We start from the raw sequence: 26,504 nt of genomic DNA, 5'->3' as shown, positions 1-26,504 counted from the left end.
CCATTTTTAGTCAAAGGGTATCTGTATGCGCAGCCGTTTCTGGCAAATGCCTTGCCGCAGCAATGCGTTGCAAACGCTCAGCCAGCGCAGGCCTAGCTGCAGCTTCGCTTAGGCTGATGGGCAATCGCCGCTGCCAATTCGGGTACTCGAGCCAAGTGCCGGGAATATTCACCGCATGGCGGTCCCCGAGCAGATCGCACCACTGCACGCTGTAAAGTGCGCTGTTGCCCGAGGCGCCAAATGGCATCCACGCCGTTAATAAATCTTCAATATCAATCTGTTGAATATCTGTCTCCGGCAATAAGCCCTGAGAGATTAAGCACTGCGCGAGCTGGTGTTTTTCCTGCTCACGTCCGGCTAAAGCCTCACCTAATTGCTCGTCGGTATTGAGCAGTTCGAGTTGTCGCCTCAGGTGCAAATCGCTGCCCGTCCACCAGGCGACTAACGTTGGCACATCGTGGTTTGCCAGCATCATCAAACTCTGGAACTTATAGTGGCTCGGCGGCTTAAAGCCTTGATGGTCTTTGCAGAAGTAGAACAACTCGTTGGAGTAAACCCCCGCCTGATACAGGCGATGAATAATATCGGGCGGCACTAGGCCCAAATCTTCACCAATCACCACACAGCGGGCGCGTTGACTCTCAAGGCAGAGAATCGCCAACAGGGTTTCGACGGGGTAATACACATAGGCGCCATGGCCGAGGCGCTTATCTAGAGGCCACCACCAGAGTCGCAGCAGCCCCATCACATGGTCGATTCGCAGCGCACCGCAGTGGGTCATGTTGGCGCGAGTCAGCTCAATAAAATGGCGATATTGATGCTGTTTTAGCTTGACGGGATCGAGGGGCGTAAGTCCCCAGTTTTGCCCCTGCGGCGCAAAGGGATCCGGCGGCGCGCCTATGCTGGCGTTTAAGCAGAACTGCTGCGAATTGGCTTGAACCTCAACGCCTTGCAACGCAGCGCCTACGGCCAAATCACGAATAAGCCCAATGCCCATTCCCGCTTCTTTGGCTTTGAGCTGGCACAATTGCAGTTGATCTTCGGCCACAAACTGTAGATATAAATAAAAGCCTTCGTCCTGCGCTATGGCCCTTGGACTGCGTAGCGATTCGGCTTGGGCAAATTCCCTGAGCGGCGCGCCCTGCTCTGCCACAAAATCCTCAAATCGCTGCGCCCTGGGTGTGTTGGGCTGTAAATGGTGTTCGCAAAAGACAGTGTATAAACGTGCAAAGGCGCGGTACTTAAGCTCGCTGACCTTGGGGTAATCGAGCCAGTTCTCCGCGTTGAGTAGGGCAATGGTTTCTTGCCATTCCTTCGCCGCAAACTCCGTTTTTAGTGGCTCAAATTCAGGCACGCTAAGTAGATGAATATATAGCGGATTCAGCCTTCGACGATCGCAGGGACTATAGGGACTCGGATGTTCCGGCGCGGCAATATCTAAGGCATGTAATGGATTAAGTTGAATGAAATCGGCGCCATATTCGGCCACTAAACCGATAAGTTGCTCTAAATCGCCAAAGTCGCCCATGCCCCATTGGCTTTCGCTGCGCAGACTATAGAGCTGAAGACTCACGCCCCACGGTTTATGGCGCTTTCCTTGAGCCACAGCGCTCATCACCCCTTGATAGGCGGTTCTCGGTGCCACCATAAAAGTGCCATGGAACTCAGTCGCCTTACTTGCTGCAGAAATGCTTACTGATGAGTTGCTTGCTGCTGAGGTGCTTGCCGATGCTACAGCTTGATGATCATCTGCCAGCCCAAGCAAACTGACGCTCAGAGTGTGGTACCCCAGCCCCAAGCAAGATAAATCACTTAAGTTGTCTTTATTGCTAGATGTGTTTGGCGCGGCGCTGACATTTTCCCATGAACGGCGCGGCTCAGCCTTGCTATCTTGCTCAGCGGCATCGCCCGCATCACGGCAATGAAACTCATGACCTAAGAGGTCGAGGCGGTATTGCAGGAACTGACACTCATTGGCAAAGAGACTATTGCCAAACTGTGCCAACTCCTGCGCCTGAATCCGATAATCCCCAATCGGTTTTAGCGCCGAAAACGGCACTTCGAGGATAACCCTCTCCCCTTGCTCACAGGTAAAGGTGAGCAGCAGATCGCCACGGTAAGATTGAGGTAAATACAGACAGACCCAAGGTTCGTCGACATAGCACCAATGAAACGCCGGCAACACTTGTGTCCAATGATGTGCATCGAGTTGATACACCTGAGCGTCAAGCTCGTCGCCACTGGGTAAACTCGTTAATGGTTCATCCTTTGCCTCGCAGGCCTGAGTATTTTTCTCCTGCAACATACAGGTCAAAATCCCTTGCCTGTCAGCCTCGGGAATGCGGATGTACTGGCCGAAGCAGTCGGTAAAGTCTGCTCCTACGCCCCGCAAATACAGCAACTTCTCCAGCCCCATATTTGTCGCCCCCGCGACTGCTCATCCATAGCCTTAGATAGGCAGTAACCATGCCAGCGCAAAATAACAGCATGAAGACAGATTTATGTCAGCCAAATGACAACAAAGACAACTTATAAATCAGCATCTTGAATAAAATGCGTGTCTTTATCGCCCAAGCCTTAGCCCACAGGGCCATCTCGTAAACGCACTAGTTTGAAGCAGGGAGTGATTAAAAAAGGTGCAACGCGCTTAAATGGCGCAAGTAAAACAGCGTCTTATCTTGGAGCAGTATTTCCAGAAGCATCGCATCGGTTGAATCCCCCGCACAAACAACAAATCCCGTATCAGCAACTAGCTGCAACACTTTGTATCAATTGTGTTTTTCATCTTGAACTCCAGTTCATCGCTCTGTCACTATGCGCGTTCAAAACAAAAACAACACCTAATCGCAACATTTCCCCATAGCGACTTACATCATTCAAAGTGGCGGGGATGAATGGCGAACGACGCAAAATAAGGAAATTGATATGAAAAGAATCACGGGACTTTTACTCGCCAGCAGTTTGAGCTTAGCCCTTGGCGCCTGCGGCGGCAGTGGCGACGATGAATTAACACCAACGATCCCAACTCCCGATCCAACCCCACCGAACTTAAGCGCCGATGTCTGTTATTTAATGAGCACTACTAAGGGGGATTTGACCTTAGCCATCGACCTCACCAATATGCCGATCACGGGTAAGAACTTTAAACAATATGTCGATAAGTCATTCTATAACGGCACTTTATTCCACAGAACCATCAATAACTTTGTGATCCAAGGCGGTGGTTTCACCACGGGATTACAAAGCAAGCCGACCAGCGCGCCGATTAAAAACGAGGCCGCCGTCGGCATCAGCAACAAACGCGGCACTATCGCGATGGCGCGTACCACAGTGCCAGACTCCGCAACATCACAGTTCTTTATTAATGTGTTAGATAATCCGCAGCTCGATGCTTCGGCGAGCAGCTATGGTTATGCCGTGTTTGGTAAAGTCGTCGAAGGAATGGATGTGGTCGATCAGATAAGCATTGTGCCGACCAAAACCAGCAACGGTTTTAGCGACACACCAGTGAATGAAATTTTGATCAATAGCGTGACGGAAACGACCTGTCCCGCCGCCTAGCACAAACAACAAAGCACTGTAGATACAGTGCTTTTGTATTATTTAGCACCGAAAGGGGATTATTCGTCCCCTTGAATTTTACCCACCAACAGCATAGGCGCGGCATCAATTTTATCGGCGTCCATCATGGCGGCAATACGCTCCACCGATGAGAGCAACTGACTCTGCTCCCACTCTTCAAGGTTTTGATATTGCTTTATAAAGTGCTCTTGAAGTGGTTTAGGCGACTCTTGCAATAATGCCCGCCCCGCCTCACTTAAATGCAAATGCACCTTACGCTTATCGGACTCGCTGCGTTTGCGGATCACTAATCCCCGCCCTTCGAGCCTATCAATAATTGTCGTCACAGTGGCAGGGCTGAGGGTGATTTCTTCGGCCACCTGCTTGGCTAAGGGAGCGCCGAGCTGGGCAATTTTCTGCATTACCATCAACTGCGGCCCCGTCAGGCCTGAATGTTTATTGAGTTGCCGGGAATGAATGTCGATAGCGCGGATCACCCTGCGCAGTGAAATCAGCAGTTGTTCGTATTTTTCCATCGTGCTTCGCGTGCTCCTCATCAACCCAACGGCCGCACCTTACCAGAAACTCAGCCACAACTCACCTCGGCGGGCGAATTTATCGCGCAATAATCTGAGTTTAACTAAACAAGTAAAAGCTGAAAAAAACCTTAAAAAACATAGCGTATATCAAGCCTGATCCCTGTCATAAAAGTTCATTATTTAGTTATCTAGTTCCAACTTTAGTGGGAATTTCACCTCAATAAACTGCCTAAGCCGATCTAGATCACATCTTGCATACCCCTTAATTGGTAGCTTGGTCACCAGAAAGAAACAAATTTAATTTACAAGCAAATAGGTGGACTTATGGCTGCTAAATTTTTTATCCCTTCCGTCAACGTATTAGGCAAAGGCGCCGTCGATGATGCTATCGGAGATATCAAAACCTTAGGCTTTAAACGCGCGTTAATCGTGACGGATAAGCCTCTCGTCAAGATTGGTCTGGTCGGTGAAGTGGCCGAAAAACTCGGTCAAAATGGCATTACTTCAACCGTGTTCGATGGCGTGCAACCCAACCCAACCGTCGGCAACGTCGAAGCCGGTCTTGCGCTATTAAAAGCCAATCAATGTGATTTTGTGATTTCATTAGGCGGTGGCTCACCCCACGATTGCGCTAAGGGTATCGCCCTAGTTGCCACCAACGGCGGCAGCATCAAAGACTATGAAGGGTTAGACCAATCTGCTAAGCCACAACTGCCATTAGTGGCCATTAACACTACCGCTGGCACCGCCAGTGAAATGACGCGTTTTTGTATCATCACTGACGAAGCTCGCCATATTAAAATGGCAATTGTCGATAAACACACCACCCCATTACTGTCTGTGAATGACCCTGAGCTGATGCTGAAAAAACCAGCTAGCCTCACAGCTGCGACAGGTATGGACGCACTGACCCACGCGGTTGAAGCCTATGTGTCTATCGCTGCGAACCCTATTACCGATGCCTGCGCCATTAAAGCCATTGAACTTATCCAAGGCAACTTAGTGAATGCGGTAAAACAAGGCCAAGATATTGAAGCCCGTGAGCAGATGGCCTATGCGCAATTCTTAGCGGGGATGGCCTTTAACAACGCCAGCTTAGGTTATGTGCATGCGATGGCACACCAATTAGGCGGTTTCTACGATCTGCCCCACGGTGTATGTAACGCCCTGTTATTGCCCCATGTGCAAGAATACAACGCCAAAGTGGTACCAGATCGCTTAAAAGATATTGCGAAAGCGATGGGTGTCGATGTAGCCAATATGACCGATGAACAAGGTGCAGCAGCGGCGATCGCCGCGATTAAGGCCCTATCCGTTGCGGTAAACATTCCAGAAAACCTGACATTACTCGGGGTTAAAGCGGAAGATATTCCAACGCTGGCCGAAAACGCCTTAAAGGATGCCTGTGGTTTCACTAACCCTAAACAGGCAACCCATGAAGAGATCTGCCAGATCTTCACTAACGCGTTATAAACCCGCGTTATAGAGCATTCGCATTAATGCCGTCTGTCGCGCGCCAATTGACAGGATGTTGTTCGGCTAGCGCAAGCTAACGACATGAGAATCGGCCCAAACAAGGGATCTTGTTTGGGCCTTTCTTTTGGGCTGAACCAGCCAATTTTGCACTACGCCATAATGTAAAAAACCGCCGTAGCGACTTAATCTTCGGCAGTTGGGATCCCATAGATCGAAAAATCGTCCCAATAGCGTAAAAACGTGATCTTGGTGGGTTACATGCTGTTACAAATCCGCTAGACTGGCTCCAGTTCGCTTTTTCCCTGCAAAAGATGAAGCCAGCTCAGAGGCCCATTCTAAGGAATGGGCCTCTGTCCCTTTTAGCGCCCGCCCCTACACCTTCCCAATAATTTGCTACTGTTTAATGGCTCACTGCACCATGTAGATCCTGTCGCTTATTTGCTGCTTTATTGCGCAGTAATTAAGCAAAAACGAATTTGAGTGCAAAACTGAGAGATAGCACATAGATATTCGTTAAAAACTCATGCTAAATAACACTGAATGGAAATGAATTAACTGACTCATTTTTAACCAAAAATACTTGTAAAAACTGTGATTTAACTCGGGCGATATCAGCGCAATTAATGATTGACCGAATTCAAAAACGATGCCTATGATGGCAGCAACATCCTCAACAGGTAGGTACGCTATGACAGCAATTACTCATGTATATAACTACACAGTTAGATGTCCGCATTACAAAGATCCCGAACATCCAGTGAGTTGGTTAAACCACATCGAATTAAACCAATCCAGTGAAATTGCCTTAAACCGTATCACCAAATGGCACGAACTCTCAGGCAGTAAATCCTTTGAAACCAGTAAGTTTGTCGTCCGCAAAGCCGACAATGAAGAAGCCTACTTTTCGATGCAGAGCGATAGGCTGAAAAATGATGGGCACGCGCTGGTCACCTTTAAAATCTTCCTCGACACCTGCTGCGACGATGCCGCCCCAGAAGAAATTATGCAGCACCTGATTGATGACTATCAGCAGCGTTTAGCGAAACTCGACCAAGCCTCATAATCTTTTGCTTGGGAGTCACATGTCACATAAGTGCTTAATCGCTAAGTGAAATAGTAACAATGCCAGAGTTAATACTCTGGCATTTTGTTTTACTCACCTTGCTAATCAATTCATTCTAAACCGTCACTCATCCGCCACTGAACCACACCCCGTTAACTTGGATGAAGACATTTTATCTTCACTCAAGCAAACTGATGCATTATCCCTAATCTAACAAATAGGAGCTCAGATAATTGGATTTTCAGATTATTAAGGCGCGGTACAGCAGTATTTGGTATCTTGCCTAACAAACGTGCGTTATCAGGATGAGTACAATGAAAAAAGCGATACTGTTAATACTACCACTGCTACTGGCCACCACTGCCTGCGCCGATTTAAAGGATGCGGGTCGCGCCATTGGCACCACCACTAAAGATGTGACAAAAGAGATTGGTCACGCCACCCGCGACACCACCAAAGCCATTGGTCATGCCTCACGGGATGCGGTGAAATCGGTTAAAGAAGAACTGACAGAAGATTCAGAGTGACGCCCATGCGTCACTCTGCTTTATCGGGGCTCAATCCTTAGGCCGCATTGGCTCGAATACCATGGGGCACGGGTAAGCCCTGGGCATTCACGTTTACAAACACCATCTTATCGATACTAACTACTGGCGCTTGCGTCATCTTATTACGCACTTGGCAACTGACCGTAATGGAACTGTGCCCAAGGCTGACAAGCTCCAAACCAAATTCCAACACATCCCCCTGCCGCGCCGGCGTCATAAAATTGATTTCAGAAATCAGCTTAGTCACATGGCTGGAGCTCTTCATCTGGCACGCAGCAAAGATGGCCGCCTCCTCGTCAATCCAACTCAATAACTGGCCGCCAAATAGGGTATTTGCAGGATTTAAATGTTCAGGTTTGACTAAACGACGACTGTAATATTTCATGACGGTGACCTCACTGTGAATGCCAAGTTTTACAGCCAATTCACAGCATTATTTAGGCCAAGATAAATAGCCATTGAATAACAATGAGATAGCATTAAGTCTTTGTAAAACAGTTAAAAAATTGCACCAACTCGAGTCAGAGTTGCACCAGAATAATCAACTAGATAAAAAAATAGCGACTCAGAGAGTCGCCAAGCTCAGGCAAGCAATGTATTGACTGGGTAGGAAGTTAAGTCACAAGGTTTGACTTAAAAACCCGTGCAGCACATGTAGGCGAACTGCACGGGGGACAACAGCTGCAATGCAGCTAAACACAGGGTTTACGGGTACAACATCTTACGGGTAGAACCTATTCGCGATACAACAGACTTCGCTTAAAACTGCTCTTCTTCGGTCGAGCCTGTCAGCGCCGTCACCGATGAATGACCGCCTTGGATCACTGTGGTGACTTGATCGAAGTAACCAGTGCCTACTTCCTGTTGATGCGCGACGAAGGTATAGCCTTTCTTCGCTGCTGCAAACTCAACTTCTTGAACTTTCTCAACATAATGCTTCATACCTTCACCACGAGCGTAGTCGTAAGCCAGGTCAAACATGTTGTACCACATGTTATGGATACCCGCTAAAGTGATGAACTGATACTTGTAGCCCATGTCCGACAACTCTTGTTGGAAGCGCGCAATCGTCGCGTCGTCCAAGTTTTTCTTCCAGTTGAACGAAGGTGAACAGTTGTAGGCCAGTAATTGGTCTGGGTACTGAGCATGGATTGCCTCAGCAAAGCGACGTGCTTCTTCTAAGTCAGGCTTAGCGGTTTCACACCAAATTAAATCCGCATATGGTGCGTAGGCTAGACCGCGAGAAATCGCTTGGTCCAGACCCGCTTTTACGCGGTAGAAACCTTCACTGGTGCGCTCGCCAGTCACGAAGTCACGATCGTATGGGTCGCAATCGGAGGTCAATAAATCCGCCGCGTTCGCATCGGTACGAGCGATAACTAAGGTTTCAACACCGCTCACGTCGGCTGCAAGGCGCGCCGCAACTAACTTTTGTACCGCTTCTTGGGTCGGCACTAATACTTTACCGCCCATATGGCCACACTTTTTCACTGAGGCTAATTGGTCTTCAAAGTGCACACCGGCGGCGCCCGCGTCGATCATCGACTTCATCAACTCGAACGCATTCAGTACGCCACCAAAACCCGCTTCCGCATCGGCAATAATCGGCAGGAAGTAATCGACAAAGTTTTCTTCTTCCGGATTAACCCCATTGCTCCACTGAATTTGGTCAGCACGGCGGAAAGAGTTGTTAATACGGGCTACAACAGCAGGCACTGAGTTTGCTGGGTATAAAGATTGGTCTGGGTACATAGTGCCCGCTAAGTTCGCGTCGGCCGCCACTTGCCAACCAGACAGGTAAATCGCTTCGATACCGGCTTTAGCCTGTTGTACCGCTTGGCCGCCAGTCAGTGCTCCTAACGAGTTCACATAACCTTTTTTTGCGCCACCGTTGACTAAATCCCACAGTTTAGCGGCACCGCGTTTGGCAATGGTATTTTCGGGTACGATAGAACCACGAAGAGCCACAACTTCCTCTGCAGTGTATGGGCGACGTACGTTTTTCCAACGTGGATTCTCAGCCCAATCTTTTTTGATCGCGTCAATCTGTGCCTGACGTGAAGTCTGTGTTGCCTTAGTCATAGTGTCACTCCTTTCTCTGTGATGTTGTAGCAAGTGAAGCTGCCCCACAGCCTCACCCTGCCCATTGGTTTAATTGGCGGCTTGGCCGCCATAACGCATTCCATGTAAACGCATTCAGTGTTACAGCATTAAAACGCTAATCATTAAGCCGTTAGCATCTCGTAACCGGGTAAGGTTAAGAAATCGACCAACTCATCCGAAGTGGTAATATCCTCAAGCAATACAGCCGCTTGGGTAAATTTGCCGTGGGTGAATCTGTCACCGCCTACTTCTTTTTTCACATTTGCTAACTCTTCCACCAGCATGTCCTTAAACAATTGTTTAGTGACGGGTTTGCCGTTTGAGAGTGACTTGCCATGTTGGATCCATTGCCAAATCGAGGCGCGGGAGATTTCCGCCGTTGCCGCATCTTCCATTAATCCGTAAATCGGCACACAACCGTTACCACTGATCCACGCCTCAAGGTATTGCAGAGCGATGCGAATATTCAGGCGCATCCCTTGCTCAGTGCGCTCACCATCACAGGGTTTTAATAACTCTGCGGCAAGGATCGGTGCATCCACATCACGGGTGATATGCAATTGATTTTGATGATCTTGGCCTATGTATTCGTTAAAGATCCCCATTGCCGTATCCGCAAGCCCTGGGTGAGCGACCCAAGTTCCATCGTGGCCATTGCGAGCCTCAAGCTCTTTGTCCTTACGTACCCGTTGCAACACGGTTTCGTTTTGAGCGGGATCCTTCGCTGGAATAAAGGCCGCCATGCCACCCATAGCCAGTGCGCCACGTTTATGGCAGGTTTTGATCAGCAGTCTTGAATAGGCGCTTAAGAAAGGCGTATCCATGGTCACCGCTTGGCGATCCGGTAATACACGGTCGCTATGACGCTTTAATGTTTTGATATAGCTGAAGATATAGTCCCAACGACCACAGTTCAGCGCGACAATGTTTGAGCGTAATTCATAGAGAATTTCGTCCATTTCAAACACCGCGGGTAAGGTCTCAATCAAACAGGTACATTTGATTGTCCCAGGCTGCAGGCAAAATCTTTCTTCAACAAAAGCAAACACTTTTGCCCACCAACGCGCTTCAATATGGCTCTCAAGTTTAGGAATATAGAAGTAAGGACCACTGCCCTTCGCCAGCAATTGGCGATAGTTATGGTAAAAGTACATCGCAAAGTCGAATAACGCGCCGGGAATGGACTGCTGGTTAAATTCAACGTGCTTCTCTTTTAAGTGCAGGCCACGCACACGGCAGATTAATACCGCAGGATTTGGGCCTAACTTATAGTGTTTACCGGTTTCAGGCGCTGTGTATTCAATCTCACCGCGCACGGCATCACGCAGGTTAATCTGACCTTCCACGACTTTCTGCCAGCTTGGTGCTAAGGAGTCTTCAAAATCCGCCATAAACACTTTGGCATTGGCATTAAGCGCATTGATCACCATCTTACGTTCGACGGGACCGGTGATTTCGACACGGCGATCGAGTAAGTCATTCGGAATGCCGCGGATCTTCCATGCGCCGTCACGAATTGCACGAGTCTCGGGTAAAAAGTCAGGCAAAGCCCCTTTATCGATACGCGCCTGTCTATCTTTACGTTTGGCGAGTAAGGTGGGCACTTCTGTCGCAAATTCACGGCAAAGTGACTCAAGCAACGCCAGCGCGCCTTCGGTAAAAATCACCTCCTGCCCCGGGATGGTATTTCCCACTAAGGCCAGAGTGCCATTCGCAGTGGCCTTATTCTGTGTCGAATTCAATTGCTGTTCACTTAAAGTGTGTTCCGTCATCTTCTCGCCCTCCCAAGAGGCTAACCTTTTGCTCGTTTACGACCCGTTACCAGCAAAGACATGAGTAACATGTACAAACATTCACCATAAAACATTCAAATGTTCGTTTAGAACCAAAACTTACAGACAAACATTTGTATTTGCAACTATCCAAAAGTGCCATAACCGCTAAAAAATTTGACCAAAAAACCTCTCAAAATTGGTCTGACCAAGACACAAAACCCAGCTCAAACAACTGATAAACAAAAGATTTAAAAATGTTAGCTAAATAAGATTTTTCTTATCGTGAAATTTGTCAGACAACTTTACCACTACAAGCGCCATGTAATTTTACACGTAATTTAATTACCAACTGAAAATTTAACTATACAGCATTTTTAGCCTATTCGACCTAAGTAGAAACCTGTGCGCGTTTTGAACTCCACCCGGAGGAAAGCGGAAAAAATCAACAAAACCAATCAATTAACAAAATAGAAACAGATTAAAAATTTAAACACCCGTTTAACTATTACGTTTACGTAAACAGTCAAGCGAGTAAGGGAAGAGTGACAGGGATCACGGGTTATGTTTCTCGATCAAAAACCCGAGTCGATATGGTTAACCCAAAAAATAAATCACTTTTTTATAAAAAAAATGAAACAAATTAGAATTCTGACCACGTGTTGCTTCAAATGAGGGCAGCAAGTGATAGTGAAGGTCTTTATCCCCAACACAGTTAACCGTATTTCATATGTAAAGATAACCAAGCTTCATGGTCTTTTAAGTGCCAAACAAGGGGTTGCAAACTAGATGAAAATCATTATCATTCGCGACCTTTCTGATTGGGGGACTTTCAATGCCAGTATTACAGCCTGTATTTCGCTTATCGCTTATTGCACTCGCCTGCCTCAGTGCTTTACCACACACAACCTACGCCGATGACACACCTTCAGCTCGCGATGAAAACGTCGAGCGTATAACGGTATATGGCAGACAAAACTCTGTGGTGAAAAACTCAGGACTTGCGACTAAGTCAGATATGTCCTTAATGGAAACCCCTGCGGCGGTTGTTATCGTTGACCAGGAGCTGATTAACAGCCAAGGAGTCGACAATCTGCAGGACTTGATTCGCAATATCAGCGGGGTGACTCAAGCGGGCAATAACTACGGCATTGGGGATAACTTAGTCATTCGCGGCCTCGGCGCAAACTACACCTATGACGGCATGTATGGCGGTGCCGGCCTTGGCAATACCTTTAACCCCACTCGCTCCCTAACCAATGTGGAATCCGTGGAGGTTTTAAAAGGGCCAGCGACTGGACTCTACGGCATGGGCAGCGCGGGCGGCGTAATCAACCTGATTGAAAAGAAACCGCAATTTGAATCCAAACACAAAATCACCACAGAAGTTGGTCAGTGGGATACCTACTCGCTCGCCATCGACAGTACGGGTGGAATTACCGATGATCTTGCTTACCGCTTAGTCGCCAAAACCGCCCGCAGTGAAGGCTACCGTGATTTAGGCGCCGACCGTGATGAAGTGTTCGGCTCACTCAAATGGGTATTAAGTGATAGCCAAGATCTGATGCTATCCGGCGCGTATATCAAAGACGCCATTGCCGTTGACTCCATCGGCCATCCAATCCGTATCTACAATGCCGATTCTGTCGGTGGCAAAACCGCTGGCGAAGTCACTTGGCAAGATTTGATAAACGATCCTAAGGGTCTAGGCATACAGCTAACCGATGAGCAGCGTCAGCAATTGGCGGCGTCACTCGCCAGTGGTGATGGTTTAACTCCTTATTCCTTTGGTGACGCGGGATTAATTTCTCCCATGGCAAAAGATAATGAAGGTGAAGAATTAAGGTTCAAGCTGACCCACAATATCTACTTTACCGATAATCTGTTCCTCAACCAGCAGTTGCAATATCGCGACTACACCACAGGTTTTGCCCGTCAAACAGGGGCTTACAACTATGTGTACTGGAATAACAAAGGCAAGATAAACGCCGCTCCCCGCGCGCCACTGGTTGAAAATGGTGTGCTCTATCCGTTTGCCGCCAGACGTCAGGAATACCGCCAACTCGATGCCGAAGAAACCTCATGGCAGTATTTTGCCGATCTACGTTACGACTTCCAAATCGGCAATATCGACAACGAATTACTGCTGAACGCTAACTACGAAGATCGCGATATTCGCCTCGAGCAATTCTCGATTTACGATGCGGATCAAGTCATTAAAAACAAACAAGGCGAAGTGATTTACCGTGGTTCGCTACCGTACATTTACGATATCCGCAATCCAAACTGGGGAACGGGTAAATTTGCCGACTACGATCCACTCAAAACCGCCAACTACAACAAAAAAGTCAGCGCTTGGGGCTTAGGCGTGCAACATGTGGGTTATTTAGGTTATGGCTTTACCACCCGTGTTGGCGTGGCCTTTAACGAAATCAAACAGAGCTATGAGCACTTAGGTGTGGATGAGCGCTACAGCGCGAGTCAAGCGAGCCCCACTCCAGAGGAAGATAGCAAAGATAACGGTGTGACCTACAACTTGGGCTTAACCTATATGCCCATTGATGATTTATCATTTTTCGTCAATCACTCAAAAGGTCGCACCGCCTATAGCATCTTAGGCTCAATCACGGGGGAAAATACCGACCGCGAAGACTCAGAATCCGTTAGCAACGATCTCGGTATGCGCTTTAAAGCCTTTGACGATCAGATGCTAGCATCGCTGGTGTTCTTTAAAAGCTCACGCACTAATGTGCCTTACAACAACCCAGACTATAACGCTGGCGTGTCAGGTGCCGAGGTGCCCGTGTACTTTTACGATGGCAGCGAAGATACCCAAGGGGTCGAGCTGGATCTCAATGCACACTTAAACGATAACTGGCGCATCAATCTGAACGGCATGTATCAAGACGCTAGGGATAAACAAAACCCGAATGACAAAGCCAACTACGACAGCCGTCAAAAAGGTGTGCCCTATGTGACCGCCAGTGCTTGGGTAACCTATGGTGCAGACTGGTTTGCCTTAACAAGCCCTATTGAGCTGAGTTTAGGCGCCAAGTATGTGGATGATAGAAGCACACACTCAAGCTCATTTGGCATCCCAGATGGTTATGTGCCGAGCTACACCTTAGTGGATTCTGCCATCAGCTACGCCACCGACTCTTGGAAGTTACAATTGAATATCAATAACCTATTCAATAAAGACTATTACAGCAAGGCAATGTTCCTCGGAGGCATGCCGGGCGAAGAGCGTAATGTGAAGCTGCAATATAGCTACAGCTTCTAAGCTGTTTCCTTAAGTCCATAAACAACAAGAGAGCCCATCGGATCTCTTGTTTGTTTTAGCTGACAGACTTAACTGACGTTTTCCCGGTCGCCACGCATCAGCGACTCCAACTCGGCTTTCCCCTTAGTGGATAAATCAATCAGCTTGGCTAAATCATGCTGATGGGCAGCACTGGCGATCACCAGCTTTTTATCGTGCTCAGCAAAAATCTTCACCCTTTCATTGGCTTGTACCTGTGATAAGCCTAAGCCCTGCAAAATCTTCTCACTGGCAGACAAAGCCGAACCAAAGGTTTCACGGAACACATCGGTCACCCCAAGGCTCATTAATCGATACGCGTGGTTACGGTCACGCGCCCGAGCGACAATATTGATATGGGGGAAATGGGTTTTCACCTGCTGGGCAATTTCAATCGAATCCTCTACATTATCAACGGCCAGCAGCAACAGGCGCGAGCGTGCAATCCCCGCCGACATCAACATATCTAAACGTCTGGCATCGCCAAAATAGACCTCACCACCGTATTTGCGGATCACATCCACATGGCTGGCATCCTTATCTAAGGCCACAAACGGAATGCCCGATGACGCTAAAATCCGCCCAGTGATCTGCCCTACCCGCCCAAATCCGGCGATCACCACCTCAGATTCAGTCACATTAATGGTATCGGGTAAACGTGTATCCACCACCTTAGGTTTAGTGGCTCTAAATAGTGTGAAAATCATCGGTGTGACAGCCATGGATAAGCCAATGGCGAGCACTAAGATTTGGGCGATGTTATCATCAACTATGCTGGATAATTGCGCCTGTGACAACAGCACAAAGGCAAACTCACCACCCTCGGCCAAGATAAGGCCTAGGGCAATACTCGGGCGCCATGTATGGTGTCGTAAACGGCCAAGGAGCATCAGCACTAGGGTCTTAATCAGTAACATGCCCAATAAAATCGCGAGGATAAGTAAGGGATCGGTTAAAAACAGCTTGAGATCCATACTCATGCCCACCGCCATAAAAAACAGTCCAAGCAGTAAGCCCTTAAAAGGTTCGATATCGGTTTCGAGCTGATGTCGGTAGCTGGAGTTCGCCAGCATAATTCCGGCTAAAAATGCCCCCATACCCGCCGATAGCCCCAGCCACTCCATCAATTCGGCGCTGCCCATCACCAGCAATAGTGCAAAGGCGGTTAACACTTCACGAACCCCGCTGCTGGCAACGAGTTTAAGTAACCGCGGCAACAGATATTTGCCCACCAACACAAAGCCCACTAATGCCACACAGGTCCAATACCAAGGTACCGCATGGTGCTCAATCTGGGCCGAATTAGGCGCAAGGTAAGCGGTTAATAGCAACATGGGGATCACGGCGAGGTCTTGCATTAACAACACCCCAAAGGCATCGCGACCCAGCGGAGTGGTCAGTAGTCGATGTTCGCTCATCAACTGCACCGCAAAAGCCGTCGATGACAAGGATAACGCCGCGCCCACCACTAATGCAGCCTCAATGGATAAGCCAAATCCCCAAGCTAAACCGCCAATTGCCGCCCAAGAAAGGAGTAACTGACCACTGCCGAGACCAAAGATGGCGCTGCGCAGCTCCCATAACTTGCTCGGATTGAGTTCAAGCCCGAGCACAAACAGCATCAATACCACACCCAGCTCGGCAAAATGCAACACGGCTGCGGGATCAGACACCAGCGCCATACCGCCAGGCCCTAAAATCACCCCAGCAGCGAGGTAAGACAGAATCGGTCCTGCGCCAAAACGTTTGCCCAAGGGTACAAAAATCACCGCGGCCAATAAAAATAACAGTACAGAAGTGAGCAGACTCGACTCTTCCATTAGGGCTCCACAACGTTAGCGAAAGGCAAAAATAGGGGTATGACCTTAAGCGAAAAAAGCTTCGGCTACCGCTGGCAATCATACTCTAGTTAGGCAGGAAAAAGTGTGAAAAATTGACCTAAAAATCATCGAGAAAAGCAAGAAATAAGCGAAAAAGCGAAAGAAAAAAACCGCGTTACATTAACCTAAACAGCCAGTTACACAGACAATACAACTCGTACCCTACTGCCTTGCCAACTGACTGGTAATATTGGTGGCGCGTTTATCGGAGGCTAAAGCGTCCTCATAACAGAATACACTGTTACGACCATTCGATTTTGCGGCATACAGTGCCATATCGGCACGGTGTAGTAGAGGGTCTAGGCTTAAGTCTTCTTTTGTCATACCGCTAACCCCAAAGCTCGCGGTGATAGTAAATTTATGCCCCGACAGATGCGTATCAATGGCTTCGATTCGACTACGGCATTGTTCGGCAACTTCCATCCCCTTAGATTCATTGGCGTAAGGCAAGAATAGCGCAAATTCCTCACCGCCAATCCGGGCAAATACATCGCCATTGCGCACATGGGGTTTTAACGCCTCAACGACTTTTTTCAGCGCCCAGTCACCCGTACCATGGCCGTAGGAATCATTAATCCGTTTAAAATGGTCTAAGTCGAATAAAATCACGCAAAAATCGCCCCCTCGGGCAGCGGCTTGCACAAATAGATTTTCCCCCAGATCTTGCCCTGCTCCACGGTTAAGCACGCCCGTCAAAGCATCCATTCTGGCCATACGCATAAAACGCCGTTTTTGCAAATTGCCCACGACTAACAAAATCGCGAGGAAAAACAGCCCGCCCACTAATATGGTGATAAACATCAGCATATTAGTGTACTCACGCTCCTTTACCGTTTGCTGGGCGATGTAAAGTTCGCGCTCTTTATTTAGCAAGTTGATTTCACGCGCCTGCTCATCAGCATTAAACTTAGCCGCTTGATAAGCAAGGGTTTTCATCTTCGACTCATCAAAAATCAGTTGATTATAATGTTGCTCTTTTCTGGAGTATTCATAGGCTTGCTCAAATTGTTTGTCCGCCGCCATCAACTCGGCAAACACTTTGTAGGCAATATGCTTATGTTCGATATAACTATTATCATCGGGAAATGTGAGCACTTTAACAGCGTGACTTTTTGCTTGCACCAGCTCACCCGTTGCAAAGTAATTCTCGGCAAGTAGTGCATGCACATGGCTGATTTCTAATTGAAATTGAAAAGCTTCATACCCTTTTAACGCTAATAGCAAAATCGCTCTCGCGCCTAAATAGTCACCCCGCTCCTGCAAAACCATCCCTTTGCCTTTCATCGACATCGTAGCTAAAAGGGGAAATTGCTTCGCATCACAATATTGACGGCTATCTTCGAAGGCGTCGAAGGCATCGGGACTTTTCACTCCGAGCAAGTAAATCGCCCGCAGCAATTTGGCATGGCAAATATCGCGGACATCGGTTTCCTGAGCGAGTTGTAACACCTTATTGGCATAGAGACCCATATCGCTATAAGCGTCCATTTCAGAATAAATATTGGCAATTCTTAGATAGGAGTGACGTTTAATCGTAATATCATCGATATTCACCACTAGGGCTAATGCTTTGGCAACTGCCGACAAAGCTTTGTCATAGTCACGCATCCCTATATATACCGTGGCTTGATAGCTATAAACCGATGCTAATAATTCAGAACTTGTGATTAAGGTTTCGGCCTGATGCAGATCGTCTAAGGCTTTGGCATATTCACTGACAAAAATATAACTAATGGCTCTGTCAATTCTTAGTCTGCCTTTTTGTGTCGGGGTTAAGCTGCTAAATGCGGTCTCATATTCGGCCAGTTTTTTCTGCGCAGCGCTAAGATCAGATTGCAGTAATACATCAAGCTCATTGAGTGCCTGATCAAAATCGAGAGAGTTAGCCATCAATGCTGTCGAACACAAAGCAAAGATGGCTAATAGGGCACAACGTAACCGTTTCAAGATAAGTTAATTATTACCATGATTCACTAATAAGAAGGCTTGATAGTCTTGGTCGCCACTTAAGGTTTTGAGCTTTTCCATATCCCCAGTCATTACAGCGTTAATTTCTTCATCAGTTAATCCGTGGGCACGCATCACCGCCTCGGGATTCTGCTTATAATCTTCCATTAACTGCGCATCTTGGCCTAACTGGGTAAAAAAATCCGATAATGCAGACATGTTTTTTTCCTTATTGTTAATAATGACTCAGTATCACACTTCAATTTAGCCCAAATCTTCGGGACCGATCCCTAACTTAGCCAAAATAGCATAGTTGTACTCTAGCTTTTTTGCTGGCGGAATTAACAACGTACTAATCGGTGTTAAGTGTGCTTGGGGTAAATTCGCTAAGGGTAAACGCTCGATACGGGGGGCTTGGATTGGCAAATTGGCCGCTTCGTAGATGACCACCTCATGGTCGAGGGGATACCATTGATTCAACTGCTCCACGAGGATCTGCAACCTATCACTCGAGGTATGAAATTGGGTTAGGGTATGTTCGCCCGCAATCGCGATTTGCCAGAGTAATAAGTGGGTGGTGGTATCGGGCACATGGTTGAAAAACATAAACTGGCTGGCTTCAAAGCTTTGATGCCCGGAGTTGCCAGGGTCAATCCCTAAGTCGGCCCACAAGCAAGCTTCGGCCGAAATCCCCGGCTCCATCTTGGCTGAAAACCCTTCTGCCTTGGCGCGAGTGATAGCCATATGGGATACACAGGCAAACACGCCCGGATGACCATAGAGTGCACACACGGTTTTTTTACCCGCTCTCACCGCATCTAGAATGGCATTGACCATTTCCTCGTAGGTGTCTCGGCGATTTTTAACTTCACCATTTTGCGCATAAAACTGCTGCAAATTGATGACATTGGGATTGAGCTTCGTCAGCCAACGCTGCGAAAAACCGTCGGGTAAGAGTGAAAATACAATATCGGCATGTTCAATATAGCTGCGGCTTAATACGCTAATTTGCCCCGCGAGCAGTAACCCCGTACCCACACAAACGAGTGATCCCAATGGTCTCTCCTAAAAATGCACTGTCGCAGGCTTATTGATGAACTCAAACCGTCACCTTGATAGCAACCGCTAAACCCTATGCTACCCCCTAAAGTAGCGAAAAAATGCTAACACCATCAAAGTAAAACATTTTCACAACTTTACCCATGTTTTCACAACATTGCTACATGACTATTTCGACTTTGCTTAACTTTACGGTTTTTCAGCGCAATTTACCGTGGGGCAGCTTATTTAAGCCCAATGATCACCATAAAAATCTTCACTCACAGCGAACTAAAACGCGCCGCTTAGGTCGAAAACTCACACAATTGCAACGATAAGCGCCGCAACGCCCAATTACCCTTGTCATAAGGGGGAGTGCTTGGGTATGATGGCCGCCAGATTTTCAGAAGTAGCGCATACAATGATCAATAAAAAGCAAAGTCTTACCCTGCTGAGCGCCATTGCGCTCTCAGTTTCGCTCAGTGCCTGTAGCGTGTTTGATTGGCTGATCTATAAGCCCGATATTCCGCAAGGCAACTACATGGAGCCGCAACAGGTTGAAAAGTTGCGTATCGACATGACCAAAGAGCAGGCCGAATACATTCTTGGTCGCCCAGTACTGCGTGACAGCTTTGCCGATGACACTTGGTATTATGTGTACCACTATAAGAGTGGCCGTGATGCGAGCATTACCCACAAAGAACTGATCCTGCACTTTACCGGTAACAAATTAAGCTTAGTGAAGGGCGACTATGAATTAAGCCCAGAGTTTAATACACCGCTTGAGCAGAGTAAGTTACCTATGGCCAACACCGCTGAGTCTGCGCCGCTCGTGCCAGCACAGCGCCCAGATGAAAAGCCATTAGTGAAAGAAAATCAAACCGAAGCGCAAGTTCAAAAGCCAATCAAGTAAGCATACTGGTTTAACACTTGCCTTAAACACAAAAAGCGCCCATGGCGCTTTTTGTTTGTGTTGCCGATAGATTAAGACACCCGTCCACCGGTCACTTTATTGGCACGACCTTCATCCTTGGCCTTATCGGCACGGCGACGGCGCACATCCTTAGGATCGGCGATCAGCGGGCGATAAATCTCCACTCGCTGCCCCGGTAAAATCACTTGGTCATGCTTAACCACATTGCTAAACACCCCAAGCTTTACCGTTTCTAAATCAATCTCAGGGAAAAAACTCACCATATTGCTCTGACGCACTATGTCAATCGCGCTCGTGCCGGGCAATACGCTAACCGAAATCACCTTTTGCTGAGTCGGCAGCGCATAAATAACATCGACGACGAACTTATCTGCTTCATTTGTCACTGTAAATTACCTTAGCGCGGCTGGTAAATGCCGTCACCATAGACACCATAAGATCATTAAACACTTTACCAAAAGCCATATCGACCAATGAGCTGGAAAACTCGAAATTTAAGTCAAACTCCACTTTACAGGCATCTTCCGTCAACTCGGTAAAACGCCACTGGCCGAATAAGTGTTTAAAAGGCCCATTTTCAAGTCTTAACTCGATACTCTTTCCCGGCACCACCTGATTGCGCGTGGTAAAGGTCTTACGGATCCCCGCCTTACTCACATCGACCGAGGCCACCATGGTTTTACCATCAAACTCAAGCACTTTACCGCCAACACAACCGGGTAAAAACTCTTTGTACGACTCAACATCATTGACTAAATCATACATTTGCATCGCACTAAAACGAACTAACACACTCCGAGAAATTTGCGGCATAGGGCTTGGCACTCTCAATCTAAGTAAACACGCTGTCTCAAGCGAACTCCGCGCGCCCTAATCTCTAGGGAAGCGAACAAAATTGGTTTGGATTCTACCACGATACTTAAAAAACGCACTCCTCACATATCCCTATGATGACTAAGCAAAACCGCATAAAAAAACAGCAATAAATTGATGAGGGCTTGAAATAGCTCAAATAAACCCTTATATCCATTTCAAATTGATTCACCGTGCGTATAATGGCGCCACTATGGTAAAGAAAAACTCAAAAAAAGCCGCGCCTGCGACGATCGCACGTAATAAGCGCGCAACCTTCGAATACCGTTTCGAAGAAAAAATGGAAGCCGGCCTGTCCCTCATGGGATGGGAAGTGAAGTCTATCCGCATGGGTAAAGTGAACCTATCGGACTGCTACGTTTTCTTAAAAAATGGCGAAGCCTTTATGCACGGCTGTACCATTATTCCGCTCAATACCGCCTCCACCCATGTGGTGTGCGACCCTATACGACTCAAAAAATTACTGTTAAGTCGTAAAGAGTTAGACAAACTAGCCGGTCTTGTTGAGCGCCAAGGCTACTCGATTATCCCTATCTCCATGTACTGGCGTAAAGGGGCTTGGGTCAAAGTGGAAATCGGCCTAGGTAAAGGTAAAAAAGACCACGACAAGCGTGAAGATACTAAAGCGCGTGAGTGGGAAGTGGAAAAAGCCCGCGTAATGAAAAAGGAAAAAACGCGCGGATAATGAACAAACGATTGAACTTGCAGCAAATGATACTAGGTTATCGCCACGCTACGAGTTACAATCAACTTTCTTGGGGGCGATTCTGGATTCGACAGGATTCACGAAACCCTGGGAGCATGCCGAGGGGCGGTTGGCCTCGTTAAAAGCCGCAAAGTTATAGTTGCAAACGACGATAACTACGCTCTAGCCGCTTAATGCCGCTAGCCATCTACCACACGTTTCGCACATGGGCAGTGGATTTGATGGTCATCTCACATCGTGCTAGCGAGGGAACCCTGTCCGGGGGTGAACCGCGAAACAGTACCGGACTCACCGTGTGGGATCCTGTCTTTCGGAGTTCAAACGGTTAAACAATAGAAAGACTAAGCATGTAGCGCCTTGGATGTAGGTTTTCTGGACGCGGGTTCAAGTCCCGCCGCCTCCACCAAATAAAACAAGGACTTAGCAGAAATGCTAAGTCCTTTTTCTTTTCAGTGGCGACAAAATGGCTACATCGAGATATTGCCCACTTAGCTCTTAAGATTTAATGCTCATTATTTTCTTGTACCCAAAAGATGACCTAGTGCATTTTTTAGTTTAACTAATGCACTTTGATTGTTTATTTTGCCCCCCCCCAAAAAAATGCATCAAGATATGGCCAATATAGCCGCAAATGGGACGACTCAAGAGATATATTTCGACGGGAAAACTGTTTAGGCTTAAGAGGTTAGCTCAAATCCAAACTGACAGCGGCCCACTAAAAAATGGGCAACGGCCAGTTTAGATCTGAGCGAGTACAGATACATTATTGGCCCACATCGACACCATTTTGATAATGGTATTCAGATGAGACTTCGCCGTTGAAGTAGTAAACCAACTTGCCGTGTAACTGGTTATCGACATACTCTTCGCTTCGCTGCAGGCTGCCGTCTTCATTGAAGCTGTAGCTTTTCCCTTGCAAAAGGCCTTTGTTATCGTATTGCATCGTACCCAATAAGTGGCCGTTAGCGGACATGGCTCGCCACGGTCCCACTTCGTGCCCCGCTTGGTATTGGCCGTGCCATAACTTCACCTCGCTGTAGCTGCTCTCGTCTTGTACTAACCATTTGCCTTCACGCTGGCCGTTAACGTACTGGCCTTGGGCTTGCAGTTGTTTATCGAAGCCTCGCTGTAAAAAAGCGCCATGCAGCTTATCGTTTTGATAAAACGCTCGATACATTAACGTGCCGTCGGCGGCGATATCGCTCTGCTCGCCGTTGAGCTGTCCTTGTGAATTAAACTGTTCGATACGCGTCGAATCAGGATTTTGGGTGACCCACTTACCGACCTTTAGATCCGATTGATATTGCCCTGTGACAAAACTGCCATTTTCGGCATTATCTTCACGATACGCACCATGCATTTTGCCTTTACTGTAATTTATCCGCCTAACAGAGCCATTCCAGCCTACGCCGACATACACCCCGTCGTAGCTGCCTTTAACTCGCTCTTCTCGTTCAAGCAGCGAGCCTGTCCTATCAAAACGCTGACGCAGACTCCAGTCTTTTACGGTATCGCGCTGATATTGATAAGTTAGCTTTCCACTCTCATCGAAGCGCTGCTCGTGGGTTATATGGCCTTTCGCGAGATATTGAGTGTCAATTTGGGAGGTTACATGGCCCACACTCGCATAGGTTATATCCTGAATTTCACGGCCTTTTGCATCGTATTTCTGCTGCTGGGCTAACCGCCCTTGCGGATCAAAACGTTGTTGTATCCCTACCTGCTTATCATGCTGATAATGTTTAATTTCTCTAGGCATATCAGCGGCTTGGTAAACCAACACTTCACCGTGTAATTTTCCTTTGATGTAAAACTCTTTAGTGAATAACCAGCCTTCTTTTGTCCAGTAAAGGCGCTCGCCTTCTCTTTTACCCGCGACCATATTCACGGTTTGCTCTGGCTGACCATTGCTATGGAAGCTTTCATATAAGCCTTCCATTCCCTTAGCGCCATAGGTTACCCGTGTTTGCAGCTGGCCATTGTCAAAATAACTTTGCGCTAATCCAGACTCCACACCATTCGCATAATGTTGATGGTCGCGTAATTGACCATTGAGGTGGTAACGTTTTTGCTCACCGTGGAGCCTGCCATTCAGATATTGGTACTCACCCGAGCGTGTTCCATCTTCCCAATAATACAGATGCGTTCCCTGATAACGCCCTTGTGCATCGCTACGTCCCTTGCGAGAGAGTTGACCATTAGGGTGATAAAATTCGAAATCACCGACGATAACACTCTCCGCTAAATTGGGGCCGTTGACAGTCCCCTTAAAAACCGGTTTATCCGTCTCTATATAAAAAAGCGTTACTGGCCACACGCCCTCTTGCTCAGTCGCTAGCTGTTTCTGGTAGTAAATTGCCTCACTAGGCACCGCGCTAGGCTGCCATTGTTCGTCGAGTAAGATGCGTTCAGCCAGCACATTAAACGATAGAAATAGTGTAGATAATAGTAATAAGGCTCTCATATCAGTTCCTTAAGGTAAGGCTGGGAATGCAGTAACCCACTGTTTATTGACGGGCTCGCCACTAACCTTCAGGTATTCAATCGCCTGCACTCGCCCTTGCAGCTCAAACCAACGGTCTTGATGAAGCACTTGCTGTAACGGCCGTTGATAAAAATCGTCGCGCTCCCCTGGCATAAAAGGCGCGAGAGGAATGTTCTGCGCATTTAAAAAACGATAACGGCGCATCACCTCACCCACGGTTTGCGTGGTATCGAGTTCTGGCAATTGAGTGGTATCAATCAGCCAACCTTGCTTAGGTTGATACGCAAGCGCATGCCATTCGGGCGTCCCCGTACAGCTCAAGGCACTGCTGACTTTAATATCGTAAAAATTACGACGGATCCCATCGGCACTGGTGAGTTGATATAGAACCGTCTTATCAAGATGTTCCGCCATACTGTTGTCGGATTTAATCTGCGTCCATTGCAAGCTGTGGCCGTCAACTTGGGGGGCGTCCAGCACAGTTAGCGAGCACACGGCGGCTTGCTCGGCGCTTAACTGTAGGCTCACGCCATACTTAGCCACCATTTGGGGTTCGAGTAAGGCGGGGTCGGCGACTAATGTCTCTTGCGGCTTATCGTAGCGCGCATACATATCATCACGGTAAAGCGTGCGCTGATCCACGGGGGGATAAGCGACGTTCTTCATGTAATCCCCCATTGGAATAAAACGAACATCTTGGGTTAGTTCGCTATTCTCATCCGGTGTATTCACATAGATGGTTAGCGCCTGTGGTTCGGCCGGAAAACTAAACAAGGTGGTGGGTTCAAATTGCATCGATGCTGCTAACCCCAACATATTGCGTTCGGCTGCGGTTAACCAAGCAGGCCCTGCTACCGACGGTGATTGGTACTTCATCATGGCGCCTTCGGCACCGTCAAATCGCCCCGCTAACCAAGATTTATGGGTTGGGTCGCGCGATGTCAGTACATAAGAGAAGGGCTTATCGGGGATGGGAGCAAATTCCAGCTGTAAATCTTTATACTGCAAGGACACCGTTTTGTTTGGATCGGGTGTTAATGCCAGTTTAACCAGCTTAGCGCCCTGATAGTGGGCCTTAGCACGAAACTCAGTCACTTGGGAAAACAGCTCGGAGGGTTCATTCCAACCGACGAGTAAATGTTGCTCTACGGATTTATAAAAACCATCCTTTTCAGCGAAATTAAAGCGATAAATCTTACTGAGTTGTATCGGTAAAACACTGCCATCTGCACTGTGCGCCGTAATATCGGTTAGATGAAACTCTCCCGATGCTTTTAAACCTGAAAAATCATGTTGATAGGTAAGGCTGAGTTGGTCATCATAAAGGTCAAAGTAACCTGCATCGTAGGCAAATACCGCCTCTTGGGTTAAAGATTTATTGGCCTCTTCAAGTGATAATTCGGGCTGTTTTTCATACTCACCCGGTGGGAAGTCATAATCAAAAGCCACTCGCTGCGACAGGTCGCCCAGCTCACGCTCCTTAGGCACCATAATCACATTGCTGCGCATCGTCCCCTTAAAGCCGTAACGCTCAAAAGGCACCTCAGCCACTAGCCCCATCTGCACAAGCCATCCTCGGTCGCGCTCGAGCATCAGTTGGCCGTATATTTTGGCTTGCTCACCTTCGCTTTCCACCTGAGCCAGAACATGGGTGTCAGTGACCTTTAACACGGTAAGCTTTGAATTAGCATGGCCTTGATAGGCCGGAAGCATCACCACAGCCCCCACTTCAGCGGGTATCGAATTAATAAAAACCGATGAGCTAAAAAGCTTTTTAAGTTCCTGTTCCAGCTCCAGGCCGCGCTCTGCCAGCATGGCTTGCCAGGCTGGTTTATTTAACGCGCTAAATTCTTTAACGCTGCCATCGTCTAAATCTAATGAAAATTCAAAGCCCTGAGAGAAAATGGCATGCATTTCGGGATTTAGGTCAGCCCGTTCGCCGCTGCTCACGCCACTCCCTTGGCCATCTTGCATTTTCATGTAATCGACATGCACTTCGAAGCGACTATTTTTACCTGCCTCGAGCACCTTATAACGCAGTAATTGATGGGATGTGCTGTCCACCGTTTCATTACGGCCACCGGCCTCGACCGAGATGCGGGCAGTGCTATAGACTTGATACGCGCGCTCATCGCCTTTTTGTGGCTTAAACTCCACGTCGGCATCGCCAAATGAGCAGGCTGATAAGAGAAAACATGTAACTACGCTAACCAAATACTTCATGGTTATTCCCTGTACTGAATATTAAAACGCCGCATTATGCCTGTTAATTGGGCAT

Annotated in this window: 20 protein-coding genes and 1 other RNA gene; 8 read left to right on the top strand and 13 right to left on the bottom strand. The window is 47.7% G+C overall.

The window, feature by feature from the left end; genetic code table 11:
- Window positions 1-10: 10 nt before the first annotated feature.
- Window positions 11-2,416 (bottom strand): 4-alpha-glucanotransferase, encoded by a 2,406-nt coding sequence (gene malQ, locus ACUZ8J_RS06320; protein ID WP_446693363.1) that lies wholly within the window; start codon window positions 2,414-2,416, stop codon window positions 11-13.
- A 509-nt stretch (window positions 2,417-2,925) separates the two neighbouring features.
- On the opposite strand from malQ, the gene ACUZ8J_RS06315 reads away from it, so the two are divergent.
- Window positions 2,926-3,561, top strand: coding sequence for a peptidylprolyl isomerase (locus ACUZ8J_RS06315; protein ID WP_088210574.1), 636 nt, complete (start codon window positions 2,926-2,928; stop codon window positions 3,559-3,561).
- 59 nt (window positions 3,562-3,620) lie between these two features.
- Here ACUZ8J_RS06315 and ACUZ8J_RS06310 read toward each other — a convergent pair whose 3' ends face one another.
- Window positions 3,621-4,097 (bottom strand): MarR family winged helix-turn-helix transcriptional regulator, encoded by a 477-nt coding sequence (locus ACUZ8J_RS06310; protein WP_041408827.1) that lies wholly within the window; start codon window positions 4,095-4,097, stop codon window positions 3,621-3,623.
- Between the two features lie 327 nt (window positions 4,098-4,424).
- On the opposite strand from ACUZ8J_RS06310, the gene yiaY reads away from it, so the two are divergent.
- The 3 genes from yiaY to ACUZ8J_RS06295 all read left to right on the top strand — a co-directional run bounded on the left by yiaY (window position 4,425) and on the right by ACUZ8J_RS06295 (window position 7,166).
- On the top strand, window positions 4,425-5,573 hold the full coding sequence (yiaY, locus tag ACUZ8J_RS06305; RefSeq protein WP_088210573.1) for an L-threonine dehydrogenase: 1,149 nt from the start codon (window positions 4,425-4,427) through the stop codon (window positions 5,571-5,573).
- 691 nt (window positions 5,574-6,264) lie between these two features.
- Window positions 6,265-6,639 (top strand): cytoplasmic protein, encoded by a 375-nt coding sequence (locus ACUZ8J_RS06300; protein WP_086904376.1) that lies wholly within the window; start codon window positions 6,265-6,267, stop codon window positions 6,637-6,639.
- Between the two features lie 314 nt (window positions 6,640-6,953).
- Complete coding sequence (locus ACUZ8J_RS06295; RefSeq protein WP_446693362.1) at window positions 6,954-7,166, top strand: hypothetical protein; 213 nt, start codon at window positions 6,954-6,956, stop codon at window positions 7,164-7,166.
- 37 nt (window positions 7,167-7,203) lie between these two features.
- Here the strand turns inward: ACUZ8J_RS06295 and ACUZ8J_RS06290 are convergent, their stop codons facing one another.
- The 3 genes from ACUZ8J_RS06290 to aceB all read right to left on the bottom strand — a co-directional run bounded on the left by ACUZ8J_RS06290 (window position 7,204) and on the right by aceB (window position 11,062).
- Complete coding sequence (locus tag ACUZ8J_RS06290; RefSeq protein WP_011623516.1) at window positions 7,204-7,572, bottom strand: acyl-CoA thioesterase; 369 nt, start codon at window positions 7,570-7,572, stop codon at window positions 7,204-7,206.
- 374 nt (window positions 7,573-7,946) lie between these two features.
- Window positions 7,947-9,269: an isocitrate lyase gene (gene aceA, locus ACUZ8J_RS06285; RefSeq protein WP_086904378.1), complete on the bottom strand. Its 1,323-nt coding sequence runs from the start codon at window positions 9,267-9,269 to the stop codon at window positions 7,947-7,949.
- A 143-nt stretch (window positions 9,270-9,412) separates the two neighbouring features.
- Window positions 9,413-11,062 carry a malate synthase A gene (gene aceB, locus ACUZ8J_RS06280; RefSeq protein ID WP_011626816.1) on the bottom strand — a complete coding sequence of 550 codons (1,650 nt, stop codon included), beginning with the start codon at window positions 11,060-11,062 and terminating at the stop codon, window positions 9,413-9,415.
- A gap of 835 nt (window positions 11,063-11,897) precedes the next feature.
- Here aceB and ACUZ8J_RS06275 point away from each other — a divergent pair.
- Window positions 11,898-14,345 (top strand): TonB-dependent receptor, encoded by a 2,448-nt coding sequence (locus tag ACUZ8J_RS06275; RefSeq protein ID WP_446693361.1) that lies wholly within the window; start codon window positions 11,898-11,900, stop codon window positions 14,343-14,345.
- 68 nt (window positions 14,346-14,413) lie between these two features.
- Here ACUZ8J_RS06275 and ACUZ8J_RS06270 read toward each other — a convergent pair whose 3' ends face one another.
- The 4 genes from ACUZ8J_RS06270 to ACUZ8J_RS06255 all read right to left on the bottom strand — a co-directional run bounded on the left by ACUZ8J_RS06270 (window position 14,414) and on the right by ACUZ8J_RS06255 (window position 19,246).
- Window positions 14,414-16,183 (bottom strand): monovalent cation:proton antiporter-2 (CPA2) family protein, encoded by a 1,770-nt coding sequence (locus ACUZ8J_RS06270; RefSeq protein WP_446693360.1) that lies wholly within the window; start codon window positions 16,181-16,183, stop codon window positions 14,414-14,416.
- Between the two features lie 222 nt (window positions 16,184-16,405).
- Window positions 16,406-18,133 carry a diguanylate cyclase gene (locus ACUZ8J_RS06265; RefSeq protein ID WP_446693359.1) on the bottom strand — a complete coding sequence of 576 codons (1,728 nt, stop codon included), beginning with the start codon at window positions 18,131-18,133 and terminating at the stop codon, window positions 16,406-16,408.
- Between the two features lie 63 nt (window positions 18,134-18,196).
- Window positions 18,197-18,409, bottom strand: a complete 213-nt coding sequence (locus ACUZ8J_RS06260; protein WP_086904596.1) for a hypothetical protein — start codon at window positions 18,407-18,409, stop codon at window positions 18,197-18,199.
- 45 nt (window positions 18,410-18,454) lie between these two features.
- Window positions 18,455-19,246 (bottom strand): SAM-dependent methyltransferase, encoded by a 792-nt coding sequence (locus ACUZ8J_RS06255; RefSeq protein ID WP_446693358.1) that lies wholly within the window; start codon window positions 19,244-19,246, stop codon window positions 18,455-18,457.
- Window positions 19,247-19,649: 403 nt separating this feature from the next.
- On the opposite strand from ACUZ8J_RS06255, the gene ACUZ8J_RS06250 reads away from it, so the two are divergent.
- Window positions 19,650-20,141, top strand: a complete 492-nt coding sequence (locus tag ACUZ8J_RS06250; protein WP_039978606.1) for an outer membrane protein assembly factor BamE — start codon at window positions 19,650-19,652, stop codon at window positions 20,139-20,141.
- A 71-nt stretch (window positions 20,142-20,212) separates the two neighbouring features.
- Here the strand turns inward: ACUZ8J_RS06250 and ACUZ8J_RS06245 are convergent, their stop codons facing one another.
- Window positions 20,213-20,548: an RnfH family protein gene (locus ACUZ8J_RS06245; RefSeq protein WP_011623525.1), complete on the bottom strand. Its 336-nt coding sequence runs from the start codon at window positions 20,546-20,548 to the stop codon at window positions 20,213-20,215.
- Window positions 20,538-20,975 (bottom strand): type II toxin-antitoxin system RatA family toxin, encoded by a 438-nt coding sequence (locus ACUZ8J_RS06240; RefSeq protein WP_011623526.1) that lies wholly within the window; start codon window positions 20,973-20,975, stop codon window positions 20,538-20,540. The genes ACUZ8J_RS06245 and ACUZ8J_RS06240 overlap by 11 nt, the downstream gene beginning before the upstream one ends.
- 253 nt (window positions 20,976-21,228) lie before the next feature.
- Here ACUZ8J_RS06240 and smpB point away from each other — a divergent pair, with 253 nt between their 5' ends.
- Entirely contained in the window at window positions 21,229-21,720 is a 492-nt protein-coding gene (gene smpB, locus ACUZ8J_RS06235; protein ID WP_011071661.1) for an SsrA-binding protein SmpB, read from the top strand.
- A 72-nt stretch (window positions 21,721-21,792) separates the two neighbouring features.
- Window positions 21,793-22,147: a transfer-messenger RNA gene (gene ssrA / locus ACUZ8J_RS06230) on the top strand.
- A gap of 357 nt (window positions 22,148-22,504) precedes the next feature.
- Here the strand turns inward: ssrA and ACUZ8J_RS06225 are convergent.
- On the bottom strand, window positions 22,505-24,205 hold the full coding sequence (locus ACUZ8J_RS06225; RefSeq protein WP_446693357.1) for a toxin-antitoxin system YwqK family antitoxin: 1,701 nt from the start codon (window positions 24,203-24,205) through the stop codon (window positions 22,505-22,507).
- A 9-nt stretch (window positions 24,206-24,214) separates the two neighbouring features.
- Window positions 24,215-26,449, bottom strand: coding sequence for a hypothetical protein (locus tag ACUZ8J_RS06220; RefSeq protein ID WP_446693356.1), 2,235 nt, complete (start codon window positions 26,447-26,449; stop codon window positions 24,215-24,217).
- Between the last annotated feature and the right edge of the window lie 55 nt (window positions 26,450-26,504).

Source organism: Shewanella sp. Koi 1 (assembly GCF_052907445.1).
This window is presented reverse-complemented; position numbering and strand designations above follow the sequence as displayed.

What these genes read in the sequence shown, in the direction of transcription:
- ACUZ8J_RS06310 (WP_041408827.1), bottom strand. Translation starts at nt 4,097, where the DNA reads ATGGAAAAATACGAACAACTGCTGATTTCACTGCGCAGGGTGATCCGC.
- ACUZ8J_RS06265 (WP_446693359.1), bottom strand. Translation starts at nt 18,133, where the DNA reads ATGGCTAACTCTCTCGATTTTGATCAGGCACTCAATGAGCTTGATGTA.
- ACUZ8J_RS06250 (WP_039978606.1), top strand. Translation starts at nt 19,650, where the DNA reads ATGATCAATAAAAAGCAAAGTCTTACCCTGCTGAGCGCCATTGCGCTC.
- ACUZ8J_RS06240 (WP_011623526.1), bottom strand. Translation starts at nt 20,975, where the DNA reads ATGCCGCAAATTTCTCGGAGTGTGTTAGTTCGTTTTAGTGCGATGCAA.
- ACUZ8J_RS06260 (WP_086904596.1), bottom strand. Translation starts at nt 18,409, where the DNA reads ATGTCTGCATTATCGGATTTTTTTACCCAGTTAGGCCAAGATGCGCAG.
- ACUZ8J_RS06220 (WP_446693356.1), bottom strand. Translation starts at nt 26,449, where the DNA reads ATGAAGTATTTGGTTAGCGTAGTTACATGTTTTCTCTTATCAGCCTGC.
- ACUZ8J_RS06290 (WP_011623516.1), bottom strand. Translation starts at nt 7,572, where the DNA reads ATGAAATATTACAGTCGTCGTTTAGTCAAACCTGAACATTTAAATCCT.
- ACUZ8J_RS06315 (WP_088210574.1), top strand. Translation starts at nt 2,926, where the DNA reads ATGAAAAGAATCACGGGACTTTTACTCGCCAGCAGTTTGAGCTTAGCC.
- ACUZ8J_RS06295 (WP_446693362.1), top strand. Translation starts at nt 6,954, where the DNA reads ATGAAAAAAGCGATACTGTTAATACTACCACTGCTACTGGCCACCACT.
- yiaY (WP_088210573.1), top strand. Translation starts at nt 4,425, where the DNA reads ATGGCTGCTAAATTTTTTATCCCTTCCGTCAACGTATTAGGCAAAGGC.
- ACUZ8J_RS06275 (WP_446693361.1), top strand. Translation starts at nt 11,898, where the DNA reads ATGCCAGTATTACAGCCTGTATTTCGCTTATCGCTTATTGCACTCGCC.
- malQ (WP_446693363.1), bottom strand. Translation starts at nt 2,416, where the DNA reads ATGGGGCTGGAGAAGTTGCTGTATTTGCGGGGCGTAGGAGCAGACTTT.
- aceA (WP_086904378.1), bottom strand. Translation starts at nt 9,269, where the DNA reads ATGACTAAGGCAACACAGACTTCACGTCAGGCACAGATTGACGCGATC.
- smpB (WP_011071661.1), top strand. Translation starts at nt 21,229, where the DNA reads ATGGTAAAGAAAAACTCAAAAAAAGCCGCGCCTGCGACGATCGCACGT.
- ACUZ8J_RS06225 (WP_446693357.1), bottom strand. Translation starts at nt 24,205, where the DNA reads ATGAGAGCCTTATTACTATTATCTACACTATTTCTATCGTTTAATGTG.
- ACUZ8J_RS06300 (WP_086904376.1), top strand. Translation starts at nt 6,265, where the DNA reads ATGACAGCAATTACTCATGTATATAACTACACAGTTAGATGTCCGCAT.
- ACUZ8J_RS06270 (WP_446693360.1), bottom strand. Translation starts at nt 16,183, where the DNA reads ATGGAAGAGTCGAGTCTGCTCACTTCTGTACTGTTATTTTTATTGGCC.
- aceB (WP_011626816.1), bottom strand. Translation starts at nt 11,062, where the DNA reads ATGACGGAACACACTTTAAGTGAACAGCAATTGAATTCGACACAGAAT.